The 21,270-nt window shown below is 35.8% G+C and carries 24 protein-coding genes; 16 read left to right on the forward strand and 8 right to left on the reverse strand.

The features are described from left to right. The first annotated feature begins 72 nt into the window (after window positions 1-72). A complete protein-coding gene (gene recX / locus AC1Q8M_RS24855) occupies window positions 73-885 on the forward strand; it encodes a recombination regulator RecX (protein ID WP_000268513.1) in 813 nt (270 codons plus the stop codon). A gap of 10 nt (window positions 886-895) precedes the next feature. Further along, window positions 896-1,213 (forward strand): YfhH family protein, encoded by a 318-nt coding sequence (locus tag AC1Q8M_RS24860; protein WP_001057023.1) that lies wholly within the window; start codon window positions 896-898, stop codon window positions 1,211-1,213. A gap of 64 nt (window positions 1,214-1,277) precedes the next feature. On the opposite strand, the gene AC1Q8M_RS24865 is transcribed toward AC1Q8M_RS24860, so the two are convergent. Together AC1Q8M_RS24865 and AC1Q8M_RS24870 are read right to left on the reverse strand one after the other, a co-directional pair. Continuing rightward, entirely contained in the window at window positions 1,278-1,430 is a 153-nt protein-coding gene (locus AC1Q8M_RS24865; RefSeq protein ID WP_000122093.1) for a YpzG family protein, read from the reverse strand. 37 nt (window positions 1,431-1,467) lie between these two features. Then, window positions 1,468-1,626 carry a small, acid-soluble spore protein K gene (locus AC1Q8M_RS24870; protein WP_000517891.1) on the reverse strand — a complete coding sequence of 53 codons (159 nt, stop codon included), beginning with the start codon at window positions 1,624-1,626 and terminating at the stop codon, window positions 1,468-1,470. Window positions 1,627-1,748: 122 nt separating this feature from the next. Between AC1Q8M_RS24870 and AC1Q8M_RS24875 the strand changes: the two genes are divergently transcribed. Beyond that, entirely contained in the window at window positions 1,749-2,015 is a 267-nt protein-coding gene (locus AC1Q8M_RS24875) for a YfhJ family protein (RefSeq protein WP_000998159.1), read from the forward strand. 24 nt (window positions 2,016-2,039) lie between these two features. Here AC1Q8M_RS24875 and AC1Q8M_RS24880 read toward each other — a convergent pair whose 3' ends face one another. After that, window positions 2,040-3,020: a metal-dependent hydrolase gene (locus AC1Q8M_RS24880; RefSeq protein ID WP_000379115.1), complete on the reverse strand. Its 981-nt coding sequence runs from the start codon at window positions 3,018-3,020 to the stop codon at window positions 2,040-2,042. Between the two features lie 149 nt (window positions 3,021-3,169). Here AC1Q8M_RS24880 and mutY point away from each other — a divergent pair, with 149 nt between their 5' ends. Then, on the forward strand, window positions 3,170-4,267 hold the full coding sequence (mutY, locus tag AC1Q8M_RS24885) for an A/G-specific adenine glycosylase (RefSeq protein WP_000171381.1): 1,098 nt from the start codon (window positions 3,170-3,172) through the stop codon (window positions 4,265-4,267). Window positions 4,268-4,301: 34 nt separating this feature from the next. On the opposite strand, the gene yfhS is transcribed toward mutY, so the two are convergent. Beyond that, complete coding sequence (yfhS, locus tag AC1Q8M_RS24890) at window positions 4,302-4,526, reverse strand: mother cell protein YfhS (RefSeq protein WP_000275439.1); 225 nt, start codon at window positions 4,524-4,526, stop codon at window positions 4,302-4,304. Between the two features lie 125 nt (window positions 4,527-4,651). Here yfhS and AC1Q8M_RS24895 point away from each other — a divergent pair, with 125 nt between their 5' ends. The 4 genes from AC1Q8M_RS24895 to AC1Q8M_RS24910 all read left to right on the forward strand — a co-directional run bounded on the left by AC1Q8M_RS24895 (window position 4,652) and on the right by AC1Q8M_RS24910 (window position 7,993). Further along, window positions 4,652-4,933: a gamma-type small acid-soluble spore protein gene (locus AC1Q8M_RS24895; protein WP_000039034.1), complete on the forward strand. Its 282-nt coding sequence runs from the start codon at window positions 4,652-4,654 to the stop codon at window positions 4,931-4,933. Window positions 4,934-5,121: 188 nt separating this feature from the next. Beyond that, window positions 5,122-5,382 carry a YgaB family protein gene (locus AC1Q8M_RS24900; protein WP_000997586.1) on the forward strand — a complete coding sequence of 87 codons (261 nt, stop codon included), beginning with the start codon at window positions 5,122-5,124 and terminating at the stop codon, window positions 5,380-5,382. Window positions 5,383-5,646: 264 nt separating this feature from the next. After that, a complete protein-coding gene (gene ntdP / locus AC1Q8M_RS24905) occupies window positions 5,647-6,177 on the forward strand; it encodes a nucleoside tri-diphosphate phosphatase (protein WP_000506627.1) in 531 nt (176 codons plus the stop codon). A 55-nt stretch (window positions 6,178-6,232) separates the two neighbouring features. Continuing rightward, entirely contained in the window at window positions 6,233-7,993 is a 1,761-nt protein-coding gene (locus AC1Q8M_RS24910) for an ABC transporter ATP-binding protein (protein ID WP_001161604.1), read from the forward strand. Between the two features lie 14 nt (window positions 7,994-8,007). Here the strand turns inward: AC1Q8M_RS24910 and AC1Q8M_RS24915 are convergent, their stop codons facing one another. Further along, entirely contained in the window at window positions 8,008-9,096 is a 1,089-nt protein-coding gene (locus tag AC1Q8M_RS24915; protein ID WP_071714810.1) for an aromatic acid exporter family protein, read from the reverse strand. Between the two features lie 43 nt (window positions 9,097-9,139). Between AC1Q8M_RS24915 and AC1Q8M_RS24920 the strand changes: the two genes are divergently transcribed. Then, a complete protein-coding gene (locus AC1Q8M_RS24920; protein WP_153601216.1) occupies window positions 9,140-9,292 on the forward strand; it encodes a hypothetical protein in 153 nt (50 codons plus the stop codon). Window positions 9,293-9,452: 160 nt separating this feature from the next. Here the strand turns inward: AC1Q8M_RS24920 and AC1Q8M_RS24925 are convergent, their stop codons facing one another. Together AC1Q8M_RS24925 and hemL are read right to left on the reverse strand one after the other, a co-directional pair. Next, complete coding sequence (locus tag AC1Q8M_RS24925; RefSeq protein WP_098365609.1) at window positions 9,453-13,889, reverse strand: glutamate synthase-related protein; 4,437 nt, start codon at window positions 13,887-13,889, stop codon at window positions 9,453-9,455. 198 nt (window positions 13,890-14,087) lie between these two features. Continuing rightward, a complete protein-coding gene (gene hemL, locus AC1Q8M_RS24930) occupies window positions 14,088-15,386 on the reverse strand; it encodes a glutamate-1-semialdehyde-2,1-aminomutase (protein WP_000673247.1) in 1,299 nt (432 codons plus the stop codon). A 127-nt stretch (window positions 15,387-15,513) separates the two neighbouring features. Here hemL and AC1Q8M_RS24935 point away from each other — a divergent pair, with 127 nt between their 5' ends. The 7 genes from AC1Q8M_RS24935 to AC1Q8M_RS24965 all read left to right on the forward strand — a co-directional run bounded on the left by AC1Q8M_RS24935 (window position 15,514) and on the right by AC1Q8M_RS24965 (window position 20,396). Continuing rightward, window positions 15,514-16,527, forward strand: a complete 1,014-nt coding sequence (locus AC1Q8M_RS24935; RefSeq protein WP_089170375.1) for an ABC transporter ATP-binding protein — start codon at window positions 15,514-15,516, stop codon at window positions 16,525-16,527. Beyond that, entirely contained in the window at window positions 16,520-17,311 is a 792-nt protein-coding gene (locus tag AC1Q8M_RS24940) for an ABC transporter permease (RefSeq protein WP_000521519.1), read from the forward strand. The genes AC1Q8M_RS24935 and AC1Q8M_RS24940 overlap by 8 nt, the downstream gene beginning before the upstream one ends. A 4-nt stretch (window positions 17,312-17,315) precedes the next feature. After that, the gene (locus AC1Q8M_RS24945; protein WP_000965774.1) at window positions 17,316-18,101 is read left to right on the forward strand and encodes an ABC transporter permease; all 786 of its coding nucleotides are present in this window, start codon (window positions 17,316-17,318) and stop codon (window positions 18,099-18,101) included. Window positions 18,102-18,173: 72 nt separating this feature from the next. Then, window positions 18,174-18,578: a potassium channel family protein gene (locus AC1Q8M_RS24950; RefSeq protein ID WP_000964345.1), complete on the forward strand. Its 405-nt coding sequence runs from the start codon at window positions 18,174-18,176 to the stop codon at window positions 18,576-18,578. 44 nt (window positions 18,579-18,622) lie between these two features. Further along, window positions 18,623-19,078 (forward strand): thioredoxin-dependent thiol peroxidase, encoded by a 456-nt coding sequence (bcp, locus tag AC1Q8M_RS24955; protein ID WP_000633711.1) that lies wholly within the window; start codon window positions 18,623-18,625, stop codon window positions 19,076-19,078. A 299-nt stretch (window positions 19,079-19,377) separates the two neighbouring features. After that, window positions 19,378-19,806 carry a peroxide-responsive transcriptional repressor PerR gene (gene perR, locus AC1Q8M_RS24960; protein WP_000237829.1) on the forward strand — a complete coding sequence of 143 codons (429 nt, stop codon included), beginning with the start codon at window positions 19,378-19,380 and terminating at the stop codon, window positions 19,804-19,806. A gap of 170 nt (window positions 19,807-19,976) precedes the next feature. After that, a complete protein-coding gene (locus AC1Q8M_RS24965; RefSeq protein WP_098361325.1) occupies window positions 19,977-20,396 on the forward strand; it encodes a GNAT family N-acetyltransferase in 420 nt (139 codons plus the stop codon). 106 nt (window positions 20,397-20,502) lie between these two features. On the opposite strand, the gene AC1Q8M_RS24970 is transcribed toward AC1Q8M_RS24965, so the two are convergent. Next, complete coding sequence (locus AC1Q8M_RS24970) at window positions 20,503-20,859, reverse strand: YgzB family protein (protein ID WP_000025058.1); 357 nt, start codon at window positions 20,857-20,859, stop codon at window positions 20,503-20,505. Between the last annotated feature and the right edge of the window lie 411 nt (window positions 20,860-21,270).

Genomic DNA, 21,270 nt, shown 5'->3' on the forward strand with positions numbered 1-21,270 from the left:
CTCCTCATTATATATATTCTTGAAAAGAAAAAATGTTCCTCGACTATGTTAAAATAATAGAGAGGTGAGAGTATGGCTGTCATTACAAAAATAGAAGTACAAAAACGATCGAAAGAACGATTTAATATTTATATTGATAAAGGCCAAGGTGAAGAGTACGGGTTTAGTGTGGATCAAGTAATCTTAATGAAACATGGATTACAAAAAGGCTTAGAAATTGATGAAATAGAGTTAGGAAATATTTTGTACAATGAAGAGGTACAAAAAGCATATTTACAAGCAATCTCCTATTTATCCTATCAAATGAGAACAAAACAAGAAATAGAAGATTTTTTACGAAAAAAAGAAGTGGGACAGGCCATCATCTCTGAAGTCGTTTCGAAATTATTACATGACCGATATATTAATGATAAAGAGTACGCTGTTTTATATACGCGAACGCAAAGTAATGTGAATCGAAAAGGTCCAACTGTTATTAAAAGAGAGTTGTTAAATAAAGGTGTTCAAGATTTACTTATTATGCACAGTTTACAAGAATATCCGAAGGAAAAGCAAATTGAGAATGCCTTGTTTCTCATAGAAAAGAAGAAAAAATCTTATCAAAAGCATTCTTTTTTACAAATGAAGCTAAAGTTAGATGAGATGCTTGTTCGAAAAGGATATTCTAGAGAAGTAATTCAAATTTGTTTGGAAGAATTGAAAGACGAAAGAGATGACGAAAAGCAACAAGAAGCGTTACACTATCATGGGAATAAATATTATGAGAAATATAAGAAGCATGATGGATGGACATTTGAAAACAAGATGAAGCAAGCGTTATATAGAAAAGGATTCTCTATTGATGAAATTGAGATATTTTTGCAAATGAAACGCGAAGAGGAATGAGGAGAATAAGATGAATATGCCAAAACGCTACAGTGAAATGACACCGCATGAGCTAAGGGAAGAAATTGGCGCTTTGAAGGAGCAAGCAGTAAAAGCTGAGCAGCTTGGGATTGTCAATGAATTTGATGTATTAATGAGAAAAATGGCAATGGCTCGTGCTTATATGACGGATATAAACAAGTTCCGTATTGGTGAAATATATGAATTAGTAGAAGAACCTGGTGTATTATTTAAAATTACGTATTTCAATGGGGTATTTGCTTGGGGATATAAGCAAAATGATAATGAAGAGATTGGCATACCAATTTCCTTATTGCAAGAAAAATAAAAACCAGAGAGCACATATCTCTCTGGTTTTCATCTTTGGTAGGCGTTAAAGGAGATAGGAGATTCTAAAATTGGCGTTTTTTACATTCATTTGCCAATATAATGAGAGACTGGGTTTGTTGCGTCTGTCCGTTAACTTGCGCTTTCGCATGTTTTGGACGAGTCCACGTATGGTTAAATAATTCAGAACGACTATCTAAGCGATCACGGTAGCTCATCTTTATCACCTCGTGTAGGAAGTTAATTTAATTTGTACTACTCTTCCTGCTGATTTGCAGCACGCATACGTTCTTGTGGGTGCGTGTTAATTGTGCCGTTAGGTCGCTTTGAAGCGAAGCGTGATTTCGCTTTCGGCTGACCGTCGATTTTGCTGTTGTTTTTTGACTCAGACCAAAATTCGGCTTGTTTACCCATTGCGAACGCCCTCCTCCTCATCAGTTGATACCTCTTTAAGAAGTATCACTTATAGAATGTGCAAAACAGAAGAAACTATCCTTTAGAAATGAAGGGATAAATAGGTAAAAGGAGATTAGAACATGAATGATATTTATGAAGCATTAACGAAAGAATTATTAGACAAGAATGACAAGCTTTCTTACGGACAAGCTCGTGCATGGGTTGAATTACTTTGGGAAGATTTTCAAACAACTTATGCAAAATCAGGGCGTTATCAAGGTGAGGAAATGACTGAGCAAGTGGTACGATCATGGATTAATAATCATGGTGTACGCCTTCATGAAATGCGTACAAACAATCCGAAGTATAGTCATTTAATTAATCAAGAAGATCATTTGAAACATTAAAAAAAGCGACTTGAGTCGCTTTTTTTAATGTGGAAGTAATTCCAGTTTTTTTCGAAGTTTTTCTTCACTAAAAATCCATCCTGTATAGGAACTAATAATATTTAAATTATGGTCGAGCTGAACAATCGCGACAAATGGATAATAATCTTTACTTCGATACCGTAAATCAATGAATCGTACTTCGTAATAATGATCATGATCAAAAATATCCCAGCGATATACAGGAGAGAAAGATAGGAAGGCTGAGATGTTTTCATCTTGTTTAGCTGCTCGCATAATATCATTGTCTGGGAACGGTACCCGATCGAACTTGTCATATATCATGATGTTACCACGGTGCCATCTCGCAACGTAGTAATAATCAGCTGTAACGACTGCTAAATGATAATGATAAAATCGGTAAGAAGGAGAAATGATAATCTTTTCGACATTTTTGAAACGTTTGTGTACAACGCTTCTTATATTTCTGTGCATCATAATTCGTCCGATATAGTAAACAATCATTAATATATATGCTGCTAAGGCAGTGTATCCTTTATGAGAACCGACGAGCATGCAAGCAATTGCAAGTATATGGATAAAGAAAATTACGGTATCGAATGTATTAATCACGCCGAGTGCGACCCATTTTTTTGTGAAAGGCCGTAATGCTTGTGTACCATAGGCGTTGAAAATATCTACAAAGACGTGAAGGAAGACTGCAATAAATGACCAAAGTAGTAGATGAAGATATGGAGCGTCTGAAAAGAAGGCGAAAGAGATGCCACTTATAAGGAATGACCAAAGAATTACCGCGGGAATGGAATGAGTAACTCCGCGATGATTTCTTATATATTTAGCGTTATTACGCAATTTTAAAACTGTGTCAATGTCAGGAATGTTGGAACCAGCAATTGTAGCAAGCATAACAGCTTGTGGGCCAATATCACTTTGTGCTATGGCTGGGTCTAATGTTGCTAAGCTACCTAAAGTGATACCCATAACAAGGTGAGTGGCTGTGTCCATAGAAATCCACCTCCGTTTTTTATTAATGTAACTCTTTTTATTCGATACCTCAAGTCCTTTGCCTTCAATTTCCTATGTCATCTTACTTAAATTTTTTCCTAAAATCTTTATAATAGTACTTATATGCAAAAAAATGAGGGGGATCAAGTTTGACACTTGAAATACTAAAAAATTTTAATATAGAGCAGTTTCAAAATGATTTAATTGGTTGGTTTGAAGAAGAACAGCGCGACTTACCGTGGAGAAAGAATAAAGATCCATACCGCGTTTGGGTTTCTGAAATTATGTTACAGCAAACAAGAGTAGAAGCTGTAAAACCATATTACGCAAATTTTATGGGGAAGTTTCCTACACTTGAAGCGTTAGCGAACGCAGATGATGAAGAAGTATTAAAAGCATGGGAAGGTTTAGGGTATTATTCTAGAGCACGTAATTTACACGCGGCTGTAAAAGAGGTAAAAGAAGTATATGGCGGAATAGTACCGAGTGATGTAAAGAAAATTGAAAAGTTAAAAGGAGTAGGACCATATACAAAAGGTGCTATTTTAAGTATCGCATATGGTATACCAGAGCCAGCAGTTGACGGAAATGTTATGCGTGTATTATCTCGCATTTTATCAGTATGGGATGACATTGCAAAACCAAAGACTAGAAAAGTGTTTGAAGAGATTGTGCGTGAAATTATTTCGAAAGAAAATCCATCTTATTTTAATCAAGGTTTGATGGAGTTAGGTGCATTGATTTGCATTCCAAAAAATCCATCTTGCTTACTTTGTCCTGTACGTGAGCATTGCAGAGGATATGCTGAAGGTGTTCAAAAAGAACTACCAGTAAAAAGTAAAGCGAAAGCTCCTACAATGGTACCGCTTGTTGCAGGAGTACTTCAAACTGAAGATGGTCGTTACGTTATTAATAAACGTCCAAGTAGCGGATTATTAGCTAATATGTGGGAGTTTCCGAATATTGAACTTGGCGAAGGGATTCGAAGTCAGAAAGAACAGCTTATAGATTATATGAAAGAAAAGTTTGAGCTTTCGATTTCTATTGATGAGTACGCAATGAATGTACAACATACATTTACTCATCGTACTTGGGATATATTTGTATTTTACGGAAAAGTAACCGGTGATATTGTTGAAACAGATACATTGAAACTTGTATCGAAAGAAGCATTTGAGCAGTTACCTTTCTCTAAATCGCATCGTACGATTTATGAGAGTTGTGTTGAGAAAATTACAATGCAATAAACAAAAAAGTGTTCCCTAAATTGGGAACACTTTTTTAATCGTAAGAAATTTTTGTCCCATGAGTCCAACTGGCATCACCTTCTTGTAAGCCGCCCCTTGATTCGATCTCTATTACAATTTCTTTATAAATACTTTGCCCTTCCGCATTTAAATAGGGCAAAATCTGTTGTAATGAATGATGAAAATAAGCTAATTCATCTTCTTTCCATTCGTTTTTTGAAAGCATCGTTAGTTCAGTCATATCGCGTCCTATATACATATTTCCACCTCCATTTTCTATAGTTTGAATGAGTAACAAGAGATATATGCGGAATTTTTTTAAAAGAAAATTACGGATAGCTTCTAGTTGAATTGGTTACATTATTGATTGTGGAGGTGAGAAAGATGAGTAAAAAACAACAAGGTTATAACAAGGCAACTTCTGGTGCTAGCATTCAAAGTACAAATGCTAGTTATGGTACAGAGTTTGCAACTGAAACAAATGTACAAGCAGTAAAACAAGCAAACGCACAATCAGAAGCAAAGAAAGCACAAGCTTCTGGTGCACAAAGTGCAAACGCTAGTTATGGTACAGAATTTGCAACTGAAACAGACGTGCATGCTGTGAAAAAACAAAATGCTAAGTCAGCTGCAAAACAATCACAATCTTCTAGTTCAAACGAGTAATGAAAGAAAAACACTTCTCCAATTCGAGAGAAGTGTTTTCTTTGTGTGCGGGTCATTGTAATGAAAAGAAAGTGAACGACATAACTTCTAATAAGTCAACAAATGTTGTCAAAGGAGAAGGAAGTTAAAGATTAGAAATATGTAATTAGGAATAATAACTGATGAAGAAATCCAAAAGGGGGTAAGTAATGAACGATTTTGATAAGTTGGTGGGAGAACAATTGGAAACGATGGATGAGCTGTTAAAATTGCAATCACACTTAGAGAAGTATCAACAAATTGAAATGAATGAAAAAGATACGTGCGATAAAAAAGAACTGCATTTTATCCGTCAGGAAATATATAGAACAGAAGTAGCGTTGAAGATGTTACATGAGAAATTTGAAGAACAAACGAATAGTGTAATCCAATCTTTTACAACTGAAAAAATGATTTCAAATTTAGGATAAGATATATTATTGCCTTCAGGTGAAAAGTCCTTCAAATAGAGAGGGGCTTTTTCTATTACATGTCCTCGTTTATAAATAATACAGTACAATCCTTGTGTTCTGAGAAGATTGGGTATTATTGTATTCAACGATAAACCTCCTGCATATTCAGTGTGGAAAATAGAGTCTTATCCCTTTAGTTTTAAAATTTTGACAAAAAAGTTATAATAGAAGAAAAGTGAATGCCGTTCAAAGGGCATTTGCAGTTGAAAGAAGGGAGCATATATGGGATTTCCCAAAGAAGGAGAAAAAGTACAAATACATAGTTATAAACATAATGGCTCCATTCATAGAATGTGGGAAGAAACAACAATTTTAAAAGGGACACAGAGTCTTGTGATCGGAGCGAATGATCGTACAGTAGTTACAGAATCGGATGGCCGAACATGGATTACGCGTGAACCAGCAATTTGTTATTTTCATGCCAACTATTGGTTTAATGTGATTGGGATGCTTAGGGAAGAGGGCGTATATTATTATTGTAATTTAAGCTCCCCTTTTGCGTATGATTCTGAAGCATTAAAGTATATTGATTATGATTTAGATATTAAAGTGTATCCAGATATGACATATACGCTTCTAGATGAAGATGAGTATGAAAAACATAGTCAAATTATGCAGTATCCACCTGTTATCGATACAATTTTAAAACGAAATGTAGCACATTTAACACAGTGGATTCATCAAAGAAAAGGTCCGTTCGCACCAGACTTCGTAGATATGTGGTATGAACGATATTTAATGTACAGAAATTAAAACAAACCTGCAGGGGGCTTCCCGGCAGGTTTGTCCTATTAGAGGGGGGGATTATGTGCAGGGCATAAAAAGATATTTACAATTTGTTAAACCATATCGATGGCTTATCGCTATTACAATTATTATTGGACTAGTTAAGTTTGGTATCCCACTTATTATGCCGTGGTTATTAAAGTATATTATCGATGATGTAATTCAAGGCGGAGGTTCACTTCAAGATAAAACATCTCAATTAATAACAGCGATTGGAATTGCTTTTTTTATTTTTGCGGTATTAAGACCACCGATTGAATATTATCGTCAATATTTCGCGCAGCGTATCGCAAATACAATACTGTATGATTTGCGGAAGTATATTTTTGGTCACTTACAAAAATTAAGTTTACGTTATTACTCCAATACAAAAACAGGAGAGATTATTTCGCGTGTCATCCATGATGTAGAACAAACGAAGGATTTTGTAATTACTGGTTTGATGAACGTCTGGTTAGATACTGCAACAATTGCTATTGCCATCATTGTTATGTTTTCTATGAATATAAAATTAACATTTGTTGCGTTATTGATTTTACCTATTTATGTAATTGCAGTGAAATATTTTTTCGGACGTCTTCGGAAATTGACGAAAGAGCGTTCACAAGCGTTAGCGACGATGCAAGGATATTTGCATGAACGTATTCAAGGAATGCAAGTGACACGTAGCTTTGCGTTAGAAGAGTATGAGGGGAAGCAGTTTGAAAAAAGAAATAATGAATTTTTAACGAAAGCATTAACCCATACAAGTTGGACGGCGAGAACATTCTCGGCAGTAAATACGTTAACAGATTTAGGTCCATTACTTGTGATTGGTTTTGCAGCATATGAAGTAATTCAAGGGCAGTTAACGCTAGGGACGATGGTAGCTTTTGTTGGATATATGGATAGTTTATATAGTCCGCTTCGCCGCCTTGTTAATTCATCTACAACATTAACACAATCTTTTGCATCGATGGACCGTGTGTTTGAACTGTTAGATGAAAAATACGATATTGTTAATGTGCCAAATGCGGTACAAACGAAAAAATTAAATGGAGAAATTGTATTTGATAATGTTTCTTTTCGTTATAATGCAGACGAAAAAGAGATATTACACAACTTGTCATTAACTATGCAGCCTGGAGAGAAAGTAGCGCTTGTAGGAGCGAGTGGGGGAGGAAAGTCATCTCTTGCTAGTTTGATCCCGCGTTTCTATGATGTTTCTGAGGGAGCGGTTTATGTAGATGGGATAGATGTAAGAAAGTATAATATGAGAAATTTACGTAGTAATATTGGAATTGTACTGCAAGATAATTTATTGTTTAGCGATACAATTGGAGCTAATATATTATATGGAAATCCGAAAGCTACAGAGCAAGAAGTGATTGCAGCTGCCAAAGCTGCGCAAATTCATGATTTTATTATAGACTTACCAGATGGTTATAATACTGTCGTTGGAGAACGTGGTGTAAAGCTATCGGGCGGGCAAAGACAACGTGTGGCAATTGCACGAGTGTTTCTAAAGAATCCGTCGGTACTTATATTGGATGAAGCAACTTCGGCATTGGATTTAGAAAATGAAAGGTATATTCAAGAGGCGCTTCAGACGTTAGCTGCTGACAGGACGACGATTATAATCGCACATCGATTAGCGACGATTACGCATGTTGATACGATTATTTATATTGAAGACGGTGAGATTAAAGAAACTGGTTCTCATGAAGAGTTAATGCGAAAAAAAGGATTTTATTACAATTTATATCAACTTCAACATATAACAGAAACAGCTCCTTTAGCATAAAAGGAGCTGTTTTTTTATTCGTCTTCTTTTTTATCATCGATTTGGAGTTCTTTTTCTGGTTTATGGTATGTGTAGAAGCTATCTACAAGTAAATCTAAATGCTCTACTTCTTCACTATAGTTAATAATGGAAGAAATAAGAGGGAAGAGATGTAGCCATGTTTTATATGCTTCTTCATCGTCCTTGTTTTGATAATCCATAAAGATATCAATTAATTCTTGTTTACCTGTTTCAACTTCATCAAGCATCTCAACAGACTGTTGTTTTTTTGCTTTACCAATGAATTTTAATAAAACTTGTTCGTGATAATGCGTTAATGAATCAAGTTCGTTTTGGATAGATTCCTGAAACTCTTCTGGCATGTAACGCAGTTCGTTTTCAGTACGGTGTAATGATTTTAACGTACTTAAAGCACGGCTTGTTGTCGCTAACATTTGTCTGAATAAAACGAGCTTACGAATTTTTGCGAACTTTACTTTTTTCGTGTAGCTTCTTTCTTCTTTATACAGCAAATAGTAATGGTTTAATTTGATCATTTTTTCTTTCATACGATCAATATCAGTTTTTAGCGTTGTAAAATCAGAAGCTTGCCTGCTATTCATTCGAATCCATTTTACAATTTCTTCTGTATTATCAACGATACGATGATAAAGTTTTGTTTCATATTTCGGCGGCATAAATACTAAATTTACAAGTGAAGCCGCAATAATACCAATCATAATCGTCGCAAAGCGAAGTAAGGCAAAACTAAAGAAATCTTCGCCTTGATACTCCATAATGGCGATAACTGTTACTAAAGCAATTGATATTGTGTTTTCTAATCGTAATTGCAGTGTAAGAGCAATTACTAATATACATGTTAATCCAATAATAAAAGGATTATGTCCAAAAGCAGTAGCAAATGCGATAGCAAATATCGCACCGATTACATTTGCTTGAATTTGTTCAAGTGCGGTTAAATAAGAACGGTATACAGACGGTTGAACAGCAAAGATAGCTGAAATTCCCGCAAATACCGGACTCGGTAATTGAAGTAAAATACAAGCAAATAAAGCTAACGTGATGGCAATACCCGTTTTTAAAATGCGAGCACCAAGTTTCATACCCTTAATAAGATCCTTTCTCTTGTCATAATGAATGTACAACATGATACTATACATTCATTACAATATGTTAGCAAGTGATATTTTAGTGACGTTAAAAGAAATTAGTATTCATTTTATCGCGCTAATTGTGAACAGTAAGATTCCCGCCTCTAAATTCAGTAGCTGGATGCCGGTAAACGCTCAATTGCTGTAGGCTAATTAAAGTTTCACTTTATAATTTTTCCTAATTTCTTTTAAACATCAGTTTTTAGTAAAAAGACCTGCTGAATTTCAGCAGGTCTCAAATTGTTACTATAGATTACTATGAGAAGTGTACTTCGTCAATTTTTTCTTAATAATGAAAATTACTCATGTTACTCTGTTGAAATAGATGGATCTGCCTGTTCTTTTTTCGGGATAATTTCAAAAAACTGGTTTTGTATATCATCTAATAACGGGGTTAACAAAGCAACTTCCTCATATTGCTCATGCTCGTTTAGTACACGAATATAGTCTAACAATAATTCAGTTACATCTTTCAAACCGTTTTTACTAATTGGTTGTAATGTAACATTTGCCCCTTTTGCGATTCTTCTTTTTAAGGCTTGTTCTGTTAAGCCTAAGTTTGAATCATGACGTAAATAAACAACACCGCCAGTCATGCCGGCGCAAATCCATGGACCAGGGTCACCTAAAACAAGCGCTCGCCCATTTGTCATATATTCAAAAGCAAACCCTTTAATATTGGAGTATGCCCCTATATTTCCGTGCTCTTTTTCACGGAGTGGTTTTGTTATTCTACCTCCAATTATCATGTCTGCCCCAGAAAGGCGAATGCCAGCGCGAGCATCAGCGTTCCCTTGCACGTATAGTGCCCCTTTTTGTGCACCATATCCAAATCCTTTTCCGACAGAACCGTTATAATATACTCCATCTTCTCCTTTTGATTTCGTTATATAAATACCACCACCAAAGGAAGTTTTACCAATGCCATCTTGTGCGCCGCCATTTACGTGTATAAATAAATTTTCACTATTGTAAGCACCTAACCCATTTCCGGGAATAGAACCATTCGTATACTTTAATGTAAGTGGTTCAAGTTGAGTAGCTTCATATAGTTTACTGCGAACGCGATAACATGATTCTAGACCACCCATAACGCGTTGCTCTACACCAACGCCTACTAATTCTTTTGAGTCAGCGGAATGAACGGTTTTAAATTGTTTTTCCGGTACGTCTTCTGTTGTTGTAACAGATGGATGTTCTAGTATTTGTAGTAAATTACATAAGTTTAATAAATTTTCGCCTCGAACTTGCTCTAATAAATCAGAACGCCCAACAATTGCTTGTAAATTTGTATATCCAAGCTGTCCTGTTAATCGTTGTAGTTCTACACCGAAAGAGGTGAATAAATTTAACAGGCCGGCAACTGCGCTTTCTAATTCGCGCGGAACGAAGCGGCGTAATCCGTGTTCTTTTGCTTGTGCTTCAGACTCGATTTGTGTCGCAATTCCAACATGGCAAGTATCTAGATGGCACCCACGGCAAGTAGTACAGCCGATTGCAATCATTGATAGTGTGCCAAATCCAATACGGTTTGCTCCGAGGAGCATGATTTTCAAGGCATCATTTACACTTCGAATACCACCATCTGCCCAAATCTCTACTTTATGTCTCATACTTGCTTCTAATAAAGCGTTGTGAGCGGCTTTAACACCAATTTCTACAGGAAGACCTACATGCTGCAATGCGTGAATACGTGCAGCACCTGTTCCGCCATCGAATCCGCTAATGTTAATAAAATCAGCGCCAGCTTTGGCGATACCGACAGCAATTGTTCCGATATTAGGAACGACAGGGACTTTCACGGCTACTTTGGCAAGTTGATTAGCTGTTTTAATTTCTGTAATCATTTGAGCTAAATCTTCAATTGAATAAATATCATGGTTATTAGAAGGTGAAATTAAATCTGAGCCGATTGTCGCATTACGTGCTTCAGCTATTTTGGCTGTCACTTTTGAACCAGGTAAATGTCCACCTTCCCCAGGCTTTGCGCCTTGACCAATCTTGATTTCAATTAAGTTTGATGAGTTTAGTAGTTCGGCATTTACTCCAAATCGTCCAGATGCCACTTGTTGTCCACGTGTATGTGGGTATTTCCCAATCATATCTTTAATTTCGCCGCCTTCACCGTTCAAGCTAATCATATTTAGCTGATCGGCCGCTTCTGCATATGCGCGAAAGGCGATTTCATTTTGAGAACCAAATGACATAGAACTAATAATAAATGGTAAATTATGATTTTGAATGCCGATAGATACTTCTTCAGTTGGAACGACATGTTTTGTTTGTTTCGTTTGAACAAGGTGTCTGATTGCGATTGGATTATTCTCTTCTAGTTCACTTAACTTGTCACGGTAATCATCATAAGAATTTCCTTTTGCAACATCGCCAATTGCTTTCCAAATTCGCGGGAATATATGAAATGATTTTCGCATTCTAATTTTAGGATTGTTATAATCCTCTGCTCGTATTTTTGCATCTTCAGTAAGTGATTCAAGTGAAAAGGCTAAATCATTTGAACCGAAGAAATTTGTAATCTGTAATATATTTGCGATTTCTTCATGTAACCCAATAGATGAATAGAGACGTCCGTAACCACGTAACTCATGAATTCCAATTGTTGAAATGACTTTTTCTAATCCTTTATTAAGTGCATTATACAGATTCGTAATTGGTGTTTTTGTTCCATCATTTACAGTGGCGAATAATAAATATGGATTAATACCATCTGCTCCTAATCCATATAGCGTGACAATGTCATGTAAGGAGCGAAGAGCACCAGAACGTATAACGAGAGAACAATTGCGGCGTAATTTATTTTCACTTAATGCTTGATGTACTTTAGCAGTAACTAAATGTGGATCAATCCACAATCGTTCATTTAGATGGGCTTTTGCGTCATCTAATACTAGTAGGGAAGCGCCATTGTTAACAGCAGCTATCGCTTCAAAACTAATGCGGCTTAATGCACATTGCAGAGTTTCTGACGAGCTGAATGTAGCAGAGATTGTGGCGATAGAGTTATGAGTCTTAAATAGCTCTATGAGTTGTTCGTACGTAATTGTGTGTAATTCCTCTGCAATAGGTTGTGCCACGCTGCCTTCTAAAATAATTGGTGAAAGCATTTCAACTACAAATGGCCGTTTTGCGCCGCTTAATAAACTTGGACGCTCTCCAAGTACAGTACGTGTAGAGAAGTGTTCAATTTCACGGTCACGGTCAATTGCAGGGTTTGTAACAACAGCTACACTTTCTTTAATAAAGTCAGCGATATTTCGTCTATCAGTATCGAGTGCGGCAAGTGGTGAGTCATGCCCAAGTGAGCGTATTGGCTCAACGCCTTTTGTTGCCATCTGTTCAAGGAGCTGAATATGTTCTCGGTCCCATCCGAAAGCGACATATTGTTTCGTTTCAACTTGAACAGAATCACATAGCCCTTGGATTTTTTTCGTTTCAGGGATAGATAAATTTAAATGGTAATTGGTAGTATCAATTCGCTTTTTAAAACGGTTATATACTTGGATTTGATATTTGTCATATTCATAAAGAACAAGTTCATCTTGTTCATTCCATTTTAATCCAACCTTTTCTCCAGGGGCGAGTGGTTTTGGTTCTGCTACATATTTAGTTGGTGATACAACTCCAGGTTCAGAAGAGAAAATATAAGAGCTCTCTGTCTCTACTTTCCATACTGGGCGTAATCCAAGGGAATCAACACTGAAAACAGCTTCATCTTTAAAACGGGAAATGATGCCAGCTGGTCCTTGTGCAAAATGTCCCCATGCTTCACGTATATACGTATATAAATCTTTTAAAGGTGTTTCATAAAGTTTAATTTCATTAATAATTGGAGGGAACAATATTTCCATTGCTTCAAATAAGCTGTAGTCGTATTGAACAAGTAGGGTTTCTAAGGTGCGGTTTAAATCTTGCGAGTCACTGCCTCCAGCAGTAAGTGGTACATCAATCATTTCAGCCTGCTCGCGTAATTTTGCAATTGTGTTAATTTCACCATTATGTCCGAGAATGCTAAATGGTTGTACACGAAAAAAATTAGATAATGTATTAGTAGAGTAGCGGTTATGTCCTAATGTCATAGTTGAAGCGATAAGTGGATGTTGTAAATCATTATAGTAGGCAACAAGTGTATCACCAGCACCTAGAACTTTATATACAACATGATCACGACTTAATGAAGCAACATGAATTGCTTCGTTTTCCTCTATTTTTATTGTGACAGAAAATAATGTTTGCTCAATATTTGTAATTTCGCTTTCTGCGATAAGGGCAACTTGCCAAAATAAAGGTTCTTCTTGTTTGCCAAGTGGACCGAGTGCATCGGAGTTTGTTACATCATCACTTTCGAAAATGATTGTAAAATTTTTGTTGTTTAATTGCGTACGAATATAATCTTTTAAGATAGTAATGTTTTCTTTTTTATTTAGAAAAAAATGTCCAACGATAAAGTGGGGATGATCCACAATCGTTGGATTATATCCGCTACTTTTTAGTTTTTCATTCCAAAGCGCTTTTGGTACATCAATGTGAATGCCGATGCCATCGCCCTCACCATTAATGAAACCAGCTCTATGATTCATTTTGACGAGTGATTGAATACAAAGGTCAATGTTTTCTTTTGTAGCAATTTTTCGTTTCTCCATAACGGAAACGATTCCACACGCATCGTGTTCTGCATTTCTATAATCTCGAAATAAAGACGGTGTCCATGTATTTTTTGTATTGAGCATCCGTCAATCCCCCCTCTTGTAAAAGTTAGAATAATCTTACTATTTAAGGTGCAAATCACCTTGTACACAGAGATAGTAATGCTGTAAAAGAATATAAAACAGATAATTATGAATAATTATACTATTAATACGGGGTTTATGAAATAGAAAAAAGGAAAAAAGAAAGGTGAGCTTTCTTTTTTCCTTTTAATGACGGGATTATTTATTGTCTGCTAGGGCAGCAAATGCTCTGCCGACAGCTTCGATTGTATATTCAATATCTTCTTTTGTATGTTCTGTCGTTAAGAACCATGCCTCGTATTTAGAAGGTGCTAAGTTAACTCCTTCTTGAAGCATAAGCTTGAAGAATTTACCGAACATTTCACCGTCTGTATCTTGTGCGGCATCGTAATCTTCAATTGTATTTGTTGTGAAGTATACAGTTAAAGCTCCTTTTAGACGGTTTAATGTAATGTCGATATTATGTTTCGTTGCTTGCTCTAAAATTCCTTTTTCAAGCATTGCACCAAGTTCATCTAATTTCTCATAAAGTCCTTCTTGTTGAAGCACTTCTAGACAAGCGATACCTGATGCCATAGAAGCAGGGTTTCCTGCCATTGTACCAGCTTGGTATGCAGGTCCAAGCGGAGCAACTTGTTCCATAATTTCTTTCTTACCACCGTAAGCACCGATCGGTAAACCGCCGCCAATAACTTTACCAAGCGCTGTTAAGTCAGGTGTCACACGAAGTAAGTCTTGAGCACCACCGTACATAAAGCGGAAAGCAGTAATAACTTCATCGTAAATTACTAGTGCGCCAGCTTCGTGAACAAGTTCATTCACTTTTTCAAGGAATCCTGGTTTAGGTTCTACAATACCGAAGTTTCCAACAATCGGTTCTACAAGGATAGCTGCTACTTCATGACCCCATTTATCTAACGCCTCTTTTAAAGTTTCTACATTATTAAATGGAACGGTAATAACTTCTTGTGCGATACTTTGTGGTACGCCAGCTGAGTCAGGAGTTCCTAAAGTAGAAGGACCAGATCCAGCTGCCACAAGTACTAAATCAGAATGACCGTGGTAACAACCAGCAAATTTCATGATTTTTGTGCGACCTGTATAAGCACGAGCAACACGAATCGTTGTCATCACTGCTTCTGTACCAGAGTTTACAAAACGGACTTTATCTAATGCAGGCATTGCTTCTTTTAACATTTTTGCGAATTTTACCTCTAGCGCTGTTGGTGTTCCGTAAAGTACCCCATTTTCAGCAGCTGTTGTAATTGCTTTTGTTATATGCGGATGAGCATGTCCAGTAATAATAGGACCGTATGCTGCTAAATAATCGATATATTTATTTCCGTCTACATCCCAGAAATAAGCGCCTTTCCCGCGTTCCATAGCAACAGGAGCGCCGCCGCCAACTGCTTTAAAAGAACGAGAAGGACTGTTAACACCGCCAACGATATGCTCTAAAGCTTCTTTATGTAATGCTTCTGACTTTGTGAATTTCACTACAATTCATCTCCTTACAAAAATCTATGTATTATTCTAACATGTTTTTCGAAAAGACGTATTGTTTGTGATAGCGAAGGCAGTTGGGTAAACTATTCGTTGTGACATTTAGGAGGGGGGGCCGATTATGAAATCGGTAATTGAGGTACAAGGGTTACGTAAAGAGTTTACAGCCTATTCAAGTCGTCCGGGCTTAAAGGGTGCATTTCGCGATTTATTAAATCGTAATTATAAAATAGTACCAGCAGTAAATGATGTATCTTTTACTGTAAAGCAAGGTGAAATGGTTGGTTATATCGGTGAGAACGGTGCTGGTAAATCAACAACAATTAAAATGCTTACGGGGATTTTGACTCCGACATCAGGGCAAATCACAGTAAATGGAATGAATCCACATAAACAAAGAGAAGAATTTGTAAGAACAATTGGTGTTGTCTTTGGACAGCGCTCGCAACTTTGGTGGGATATTGCAGTCCAAGAATCGTTTCGTTTATTAAAGAAAGTGTATGGTGTATCAGACGCTCAGTATAAGGAGCATATGGAGCACGTAATTGAAACGTTAGATATAGGGCCTTTATTAGATAAACCAGTTCGAAAATTATCTCTTGGTCAAAGAATGCGTTGTGAATTAGCAGCAGCCTTAATTCATAATCCACCGTTATTATTTTTAGATGAGCCAACAATTGGGTTAGATGTACTTGTGAAATTGAAAATACGTGAATTTTTAAAAGAAATGAACGAACGTTATAAAACAACAATTTTATTAACTACTCATGATATTACGGATATTGAAGCTTTATGTGAGCGTGTTATCATGCTGGATGAAGGAAATATTATGTATGACGGTTCTTTAAATAATCTTCGTACGCAGTGGGGAGCAGAGAAGGAAATACACTTTCAGTTTGTTGCACCAGTTTCCTATCAGGCTTTATCAATGGTTATGCCAGATAATCATGTTGTTTGGTCGAAAGCGAAAGAGGAAAACGCATGGGTTGCAAAAATTCCGAATGAAGAAGTTGTTATTTCAATGCTTATTTCTAAAGTAGTACAAGCATTTCAAATTAAAGATTTAAAAATTAACGAAGTGTCTACAGAGGAAATTATTCGTAACATTTATGAAGAAGGTATTACGCATGGGTAAGTATATTGAAATGATTCGGATTCGCTTTTTAATGATGCTTGCGTATCGTACAAACTATTATAGCGGGATTTTAATTTATACAATTAATATCGGCGCATATTATTTTTTGTGGCAAGCAATTTATAGCGGAAAAGAGAATATTGAAAGTTTATCTATTTCGCAAATGACTACGTATATCGCAATCGCGTGGATGGCACGTGCGTTTTATTTTAATAATATAGATAGAGAAATTGCGATGGAAATTCAAGAAGGCCGTGTGGCTGTAGAATTAATTCGTCCTTACAACTATTTAGGTATGAAAGTTATGCAAGGTCTTGGCGAGGGGATATTCCGTTTTGCATTCTTTTCCATCCCGGGCATGGTGATCGTTACGCTATTATTTTCATTGCAAATTACAACGAATTTTCAAACGTGGTTATATTTCTTCTTATCTTTAATATTTAGTTTTATTATTAATACACAAATTAATTTAATGACGGGAATGCTTACGTTTTTCTTATTTAATAATAGTGGAATTATGTATGCAAAACGCGTTGTTATTGATTTATTTTCAGGTCTATTATTACCAATTAGTTTTTATCCGTTATGGGCCCAAAAAGCAATGATGTTTTTACCGTTTCAGGCTATTAGTTATATTCCAAGTATGATTTTTTCTGAAGGTATACAGGGGAGTAAGTTGTATGAGGCTTTAGTATTTCAAGTGATTTGGGCAATTGTACTTATTATTCCAATTGTACTCATGTGGAGAACGGCGAGAAAACGTCTAATTGTACAAGGGGGATGATGAGATGCTATATATAAACTTATTTTTACAATATGCAAGTCAATATATAAAAACGAAATTGGAGTATCGAGGCGATTTTATCGTTGGTTTACTTTCTGATTTATCGCTTCAAGCAGTTAATTTAATATTTATTCTCGTTGTATTTGGGCATACACAAGCATTGAAGGGATGGAGTCGAGAAGAGGTAATCTTTATTTATGGTTTCTTTTTAGTACCATTTGCCATCTTTTCAGCTTTCTTTAATATATGGGATTTTAATGATCGATACATTATTAAAGGGGAGATGGATCGTGTATTAACGCGACCGATCCATAGCCTATTTCAAATTATATTAGAAAGAATGGAACTTGAATCTTTAATTGGAGCCATTACAGGGATTGTTGTAATGGGATATGCAGCTGTGGAGTTACAATTATCTTTTTACTGGTATGATTTCTTCTTATTTATATTGATGGTAGGAGGAGGAGCACTTGTATATGGAGGGATATTTGTTACGCTTGCGAGCCTTGGTTTTTGGTCGGATGCGAAAAGTTCAATTATGCCCCTTATGTATAACATAGGTAATTACGGGCGCTATCCTGTTAATATTTATAATCGTGTAATTCGTTTCATTTTAACGTTTGTTTTACCGTTCGCGTTTGTTGGAGTATATCCAGCAGCATACTTTTTAAGAAAAACAGAATGGAATAGTTATGCATTCGCGACGCCACTTGTTGGTGTTATCTGTTTTACGATTGCAATCAACCTCTGGAACCAAGGAGTAAAAAGATACCGTGGCGCGGGTAATTAATTATAGAAGCTTGTTCGTTTCTAAGGGATAAATCAGTCCTCCACCTCATACATATAAAATGAGGTGGAGGACATGTTATGGGGATTTATTCTATTAATTGCAGCAATCGCTATTTTGAAAAGTGTCCAATTATTATGGAGTTCTTATTCAGATTCAACGCGTTTTTTTTCGCTGTATAATTTGGCCACATTATTTTTGATCTATACAACAGTACTGATCGCGTTTGGATTAAGTTACGTTGTATTAGAGGAAATGGGTTTTGCAGTTTTGAAAGAGGACGGAGAAAGTTTGAACGTTCATTCTTTTCAACTCGTTGAAGTTTGTTTATATTTTAGCGCAGTTACTTTATTGTCTGTTGGATATGGTGACATATCTCCGATTGGAATTGGGCGATGGATTGCAATTGCAGAAGCGCTAATTGGATATACACTCCCTTTTGCTTTTGTGATGAGGTCTGTAATAGACAATGAAAAATAAGGAAGCATTTGTTATAGTAAAGGAAAAGAGTAGGAGTGATAACAATGATTACAGTAGGAGAAATGGCACCAGAATTCACATTAGAGGGAAGTAACGGAGAAGAAGTTAGCCTAGCTGATTTTCGCGGTAAAAATGTAGTTCTCTATTTTTACCCGAAAGATATGACGCCAGGATGTACAACTGAAGCATGTGATTTTCGTGATGCGTATGGAGTATTTCAAGAGAAGGATACGGTTATTCTTGGAGTAAGTCCTGATTCAGCGAATAGACATTTGAAATTCATTGAGAAACATGAATTGCCATTTACACTTTTAGTAGATGAAGATCATAAAGTAGCAGAGTTATACGATGTTTGGAAGTTAAAAAAGAACTTTGGGAAAGAGTATATGGGAATCGAGCGTTCTACATTCCTTATTAATAAAGACGGTGAACTTGTAAAAGAGTGGCGTAAAGTGAAAGTGAAAGGACATATTGAGGATGTTCTTTCTTATATAAAATAAATCTACGTTGGAGATAAAATATGCAGAAACAAGGCAAGTGTCTATACATATTTTACTGCCTTACATAAAGTGGAAGTGTAGGGCATACCTCCTCAGATGATAGTATTCCAAGTGCGATTATGTCGCACTTTTTTCTATGTAATATATGAAGAAAAAGGGAAAGATACATAAAAACAAGTCCTGAATATAAAAATAAACCACATACTTATAGTAGAAATATTGACGATTTATAAGAAAAGGAGTACACTCTTTATAAGAATTATAAAATAATAATCCGTATAGAATCGGGGTGCATGACGGTGGTCAAAGAAGAATTAAAAGAAGCGCTAGAAATGCTGAAAAATACGGGTGTACGCATTACTCCACAGCGTCATGCTATTTTAGAGTACCTTGTGGAATCAATGACGCACCCAACAGCGGATGATATTTATAAAGCATTAGAAGGTAAGTTTCCAAATATGAGTGTTGCAACTGTCTATAATAACTTACGTGTGTTTAAAGAGGTTGGACTTGTAAAGGAATTAACTTATGGAGACGCTTCAAGTAGATTTGATTATGTTACAAGTCAACATTATCATGTGATTTGCGAAAAATGTGGTAAGATTGTTGATTTTCCTTATGGAGGCTTGGAAAAGCTGGAAGAGGAAGCTGCGAAAACGACAGGCTTCGTTATCAATAGTCATCGCTTAGAAATTTATGGCGTTTGTCCAGAGTGTCATAAGGCGTAATATATAATAAAGAAAGAGGCTGACGGCTATACGTCAGCCTCTTTCTTTATTATATAAGGATTAGCGTGAGGTTAATCGGGATTTACAGTGCTAAGTTAGTAAGAAGGGTTAGATAAAAGTTTGTCGAATTTACTTTGTATTGGTGGAAATGAATTCTTGGAGGGGACATTTTGAAGAAATATGAGATTAAAAGTGACATTCCAACATTGGAAGAATATAAATATTTATGTGATTCTGTGGGATGGACTAATTATATGAACTTTGAGGTGGTGGAAATATCACTTCAAAATTCGATTTACTGTATAACAGTCAAGGATAATAATCAAATCATCGGCATGGGCAGAATTGTTGGTGATGGGGCTATCTATTTCTATATTCAAGATATAGTGGTTCATCCAGAGTATCAAAAGAATGGTATTGGAAAGAAAATAATGAATACTTTAGTAGAATACTTAAATCAGAATGCTCCAGATAAAGCATTCATTGGTTTGTTTGCGTCGCAAGGGAAAACGTCATTCTACGAAAAATATGATTTTAAAGATTATTCGCCTAACATGACAGGGATGTTTACTGTTATTTTGAAAAAATAGGTGTAATAAATTTAATAAAACAATTAAAAAGTTGATTTCTTAAGAAATCAACTTTTTAATGAGTTGAAACGTTTGTAGTGTTGCAAACTCGTATTTCCCTTGATACTTATGATTTATAACTCTTCTTATTATACTTTTCATCAAATTCTTTTCCTTCTAGATCTCGATCTAGTGTTAAAGGTTGATTGCAGTGCATACATGCATCGACACGGCCGAGCATTTTTGTTGGCTTATCACAGCTTGGACAAATAATTTGGATAGTCTTAGTAGATAACATACCAATCCAAAAGTAAACGACAGTGCTAGCGATAACAGCTAAAAAGCCAACCATCATAAAAGTTGTCATGATAATAATGTTTTCGCGGAAAAAGACACCTAAGTATGCAATGAAGAGGCCGATAAATACTAAACTTAATGCAAAGGTCCGGATTTTATTGATTTTGTTTGAATACTTAATGCTCATTCTCACCACACTCCTATAATAATAATATAACATAAAATTTAGAATTTTCACTCTCGTGTAAATTGATAAAGAGATAAGATATGAAATGGATAGGAGAGGAGCCATGAAGAATGAATGGGTGCTATAATGAATTTTAAGTTTTTAACGGGATGTGAAATTTTTTTGTAAAAAGTATTGACCCTGTATATACTGCATGATATATTAATAACCGTCGCTGATGCGGAAACGCAGAAAACGACAAAAAAGAAATTGAAAAACTTAGTTGACATTGAAAAATGAAGATGTTAACATAAGGAAGTCGCAAATGAGCGACCAAGTAGTTCTTTGAAAACTGAACGAAACAAACAACGTGAAACGTCAATTTTTATTTTTAGATGCTAGACAAACTAACTTTATTGGAGAGTTTGATCC

It is taken from the genome of Bacillus sp. GW823-FHT06A10, assembly GCF_058795375.1.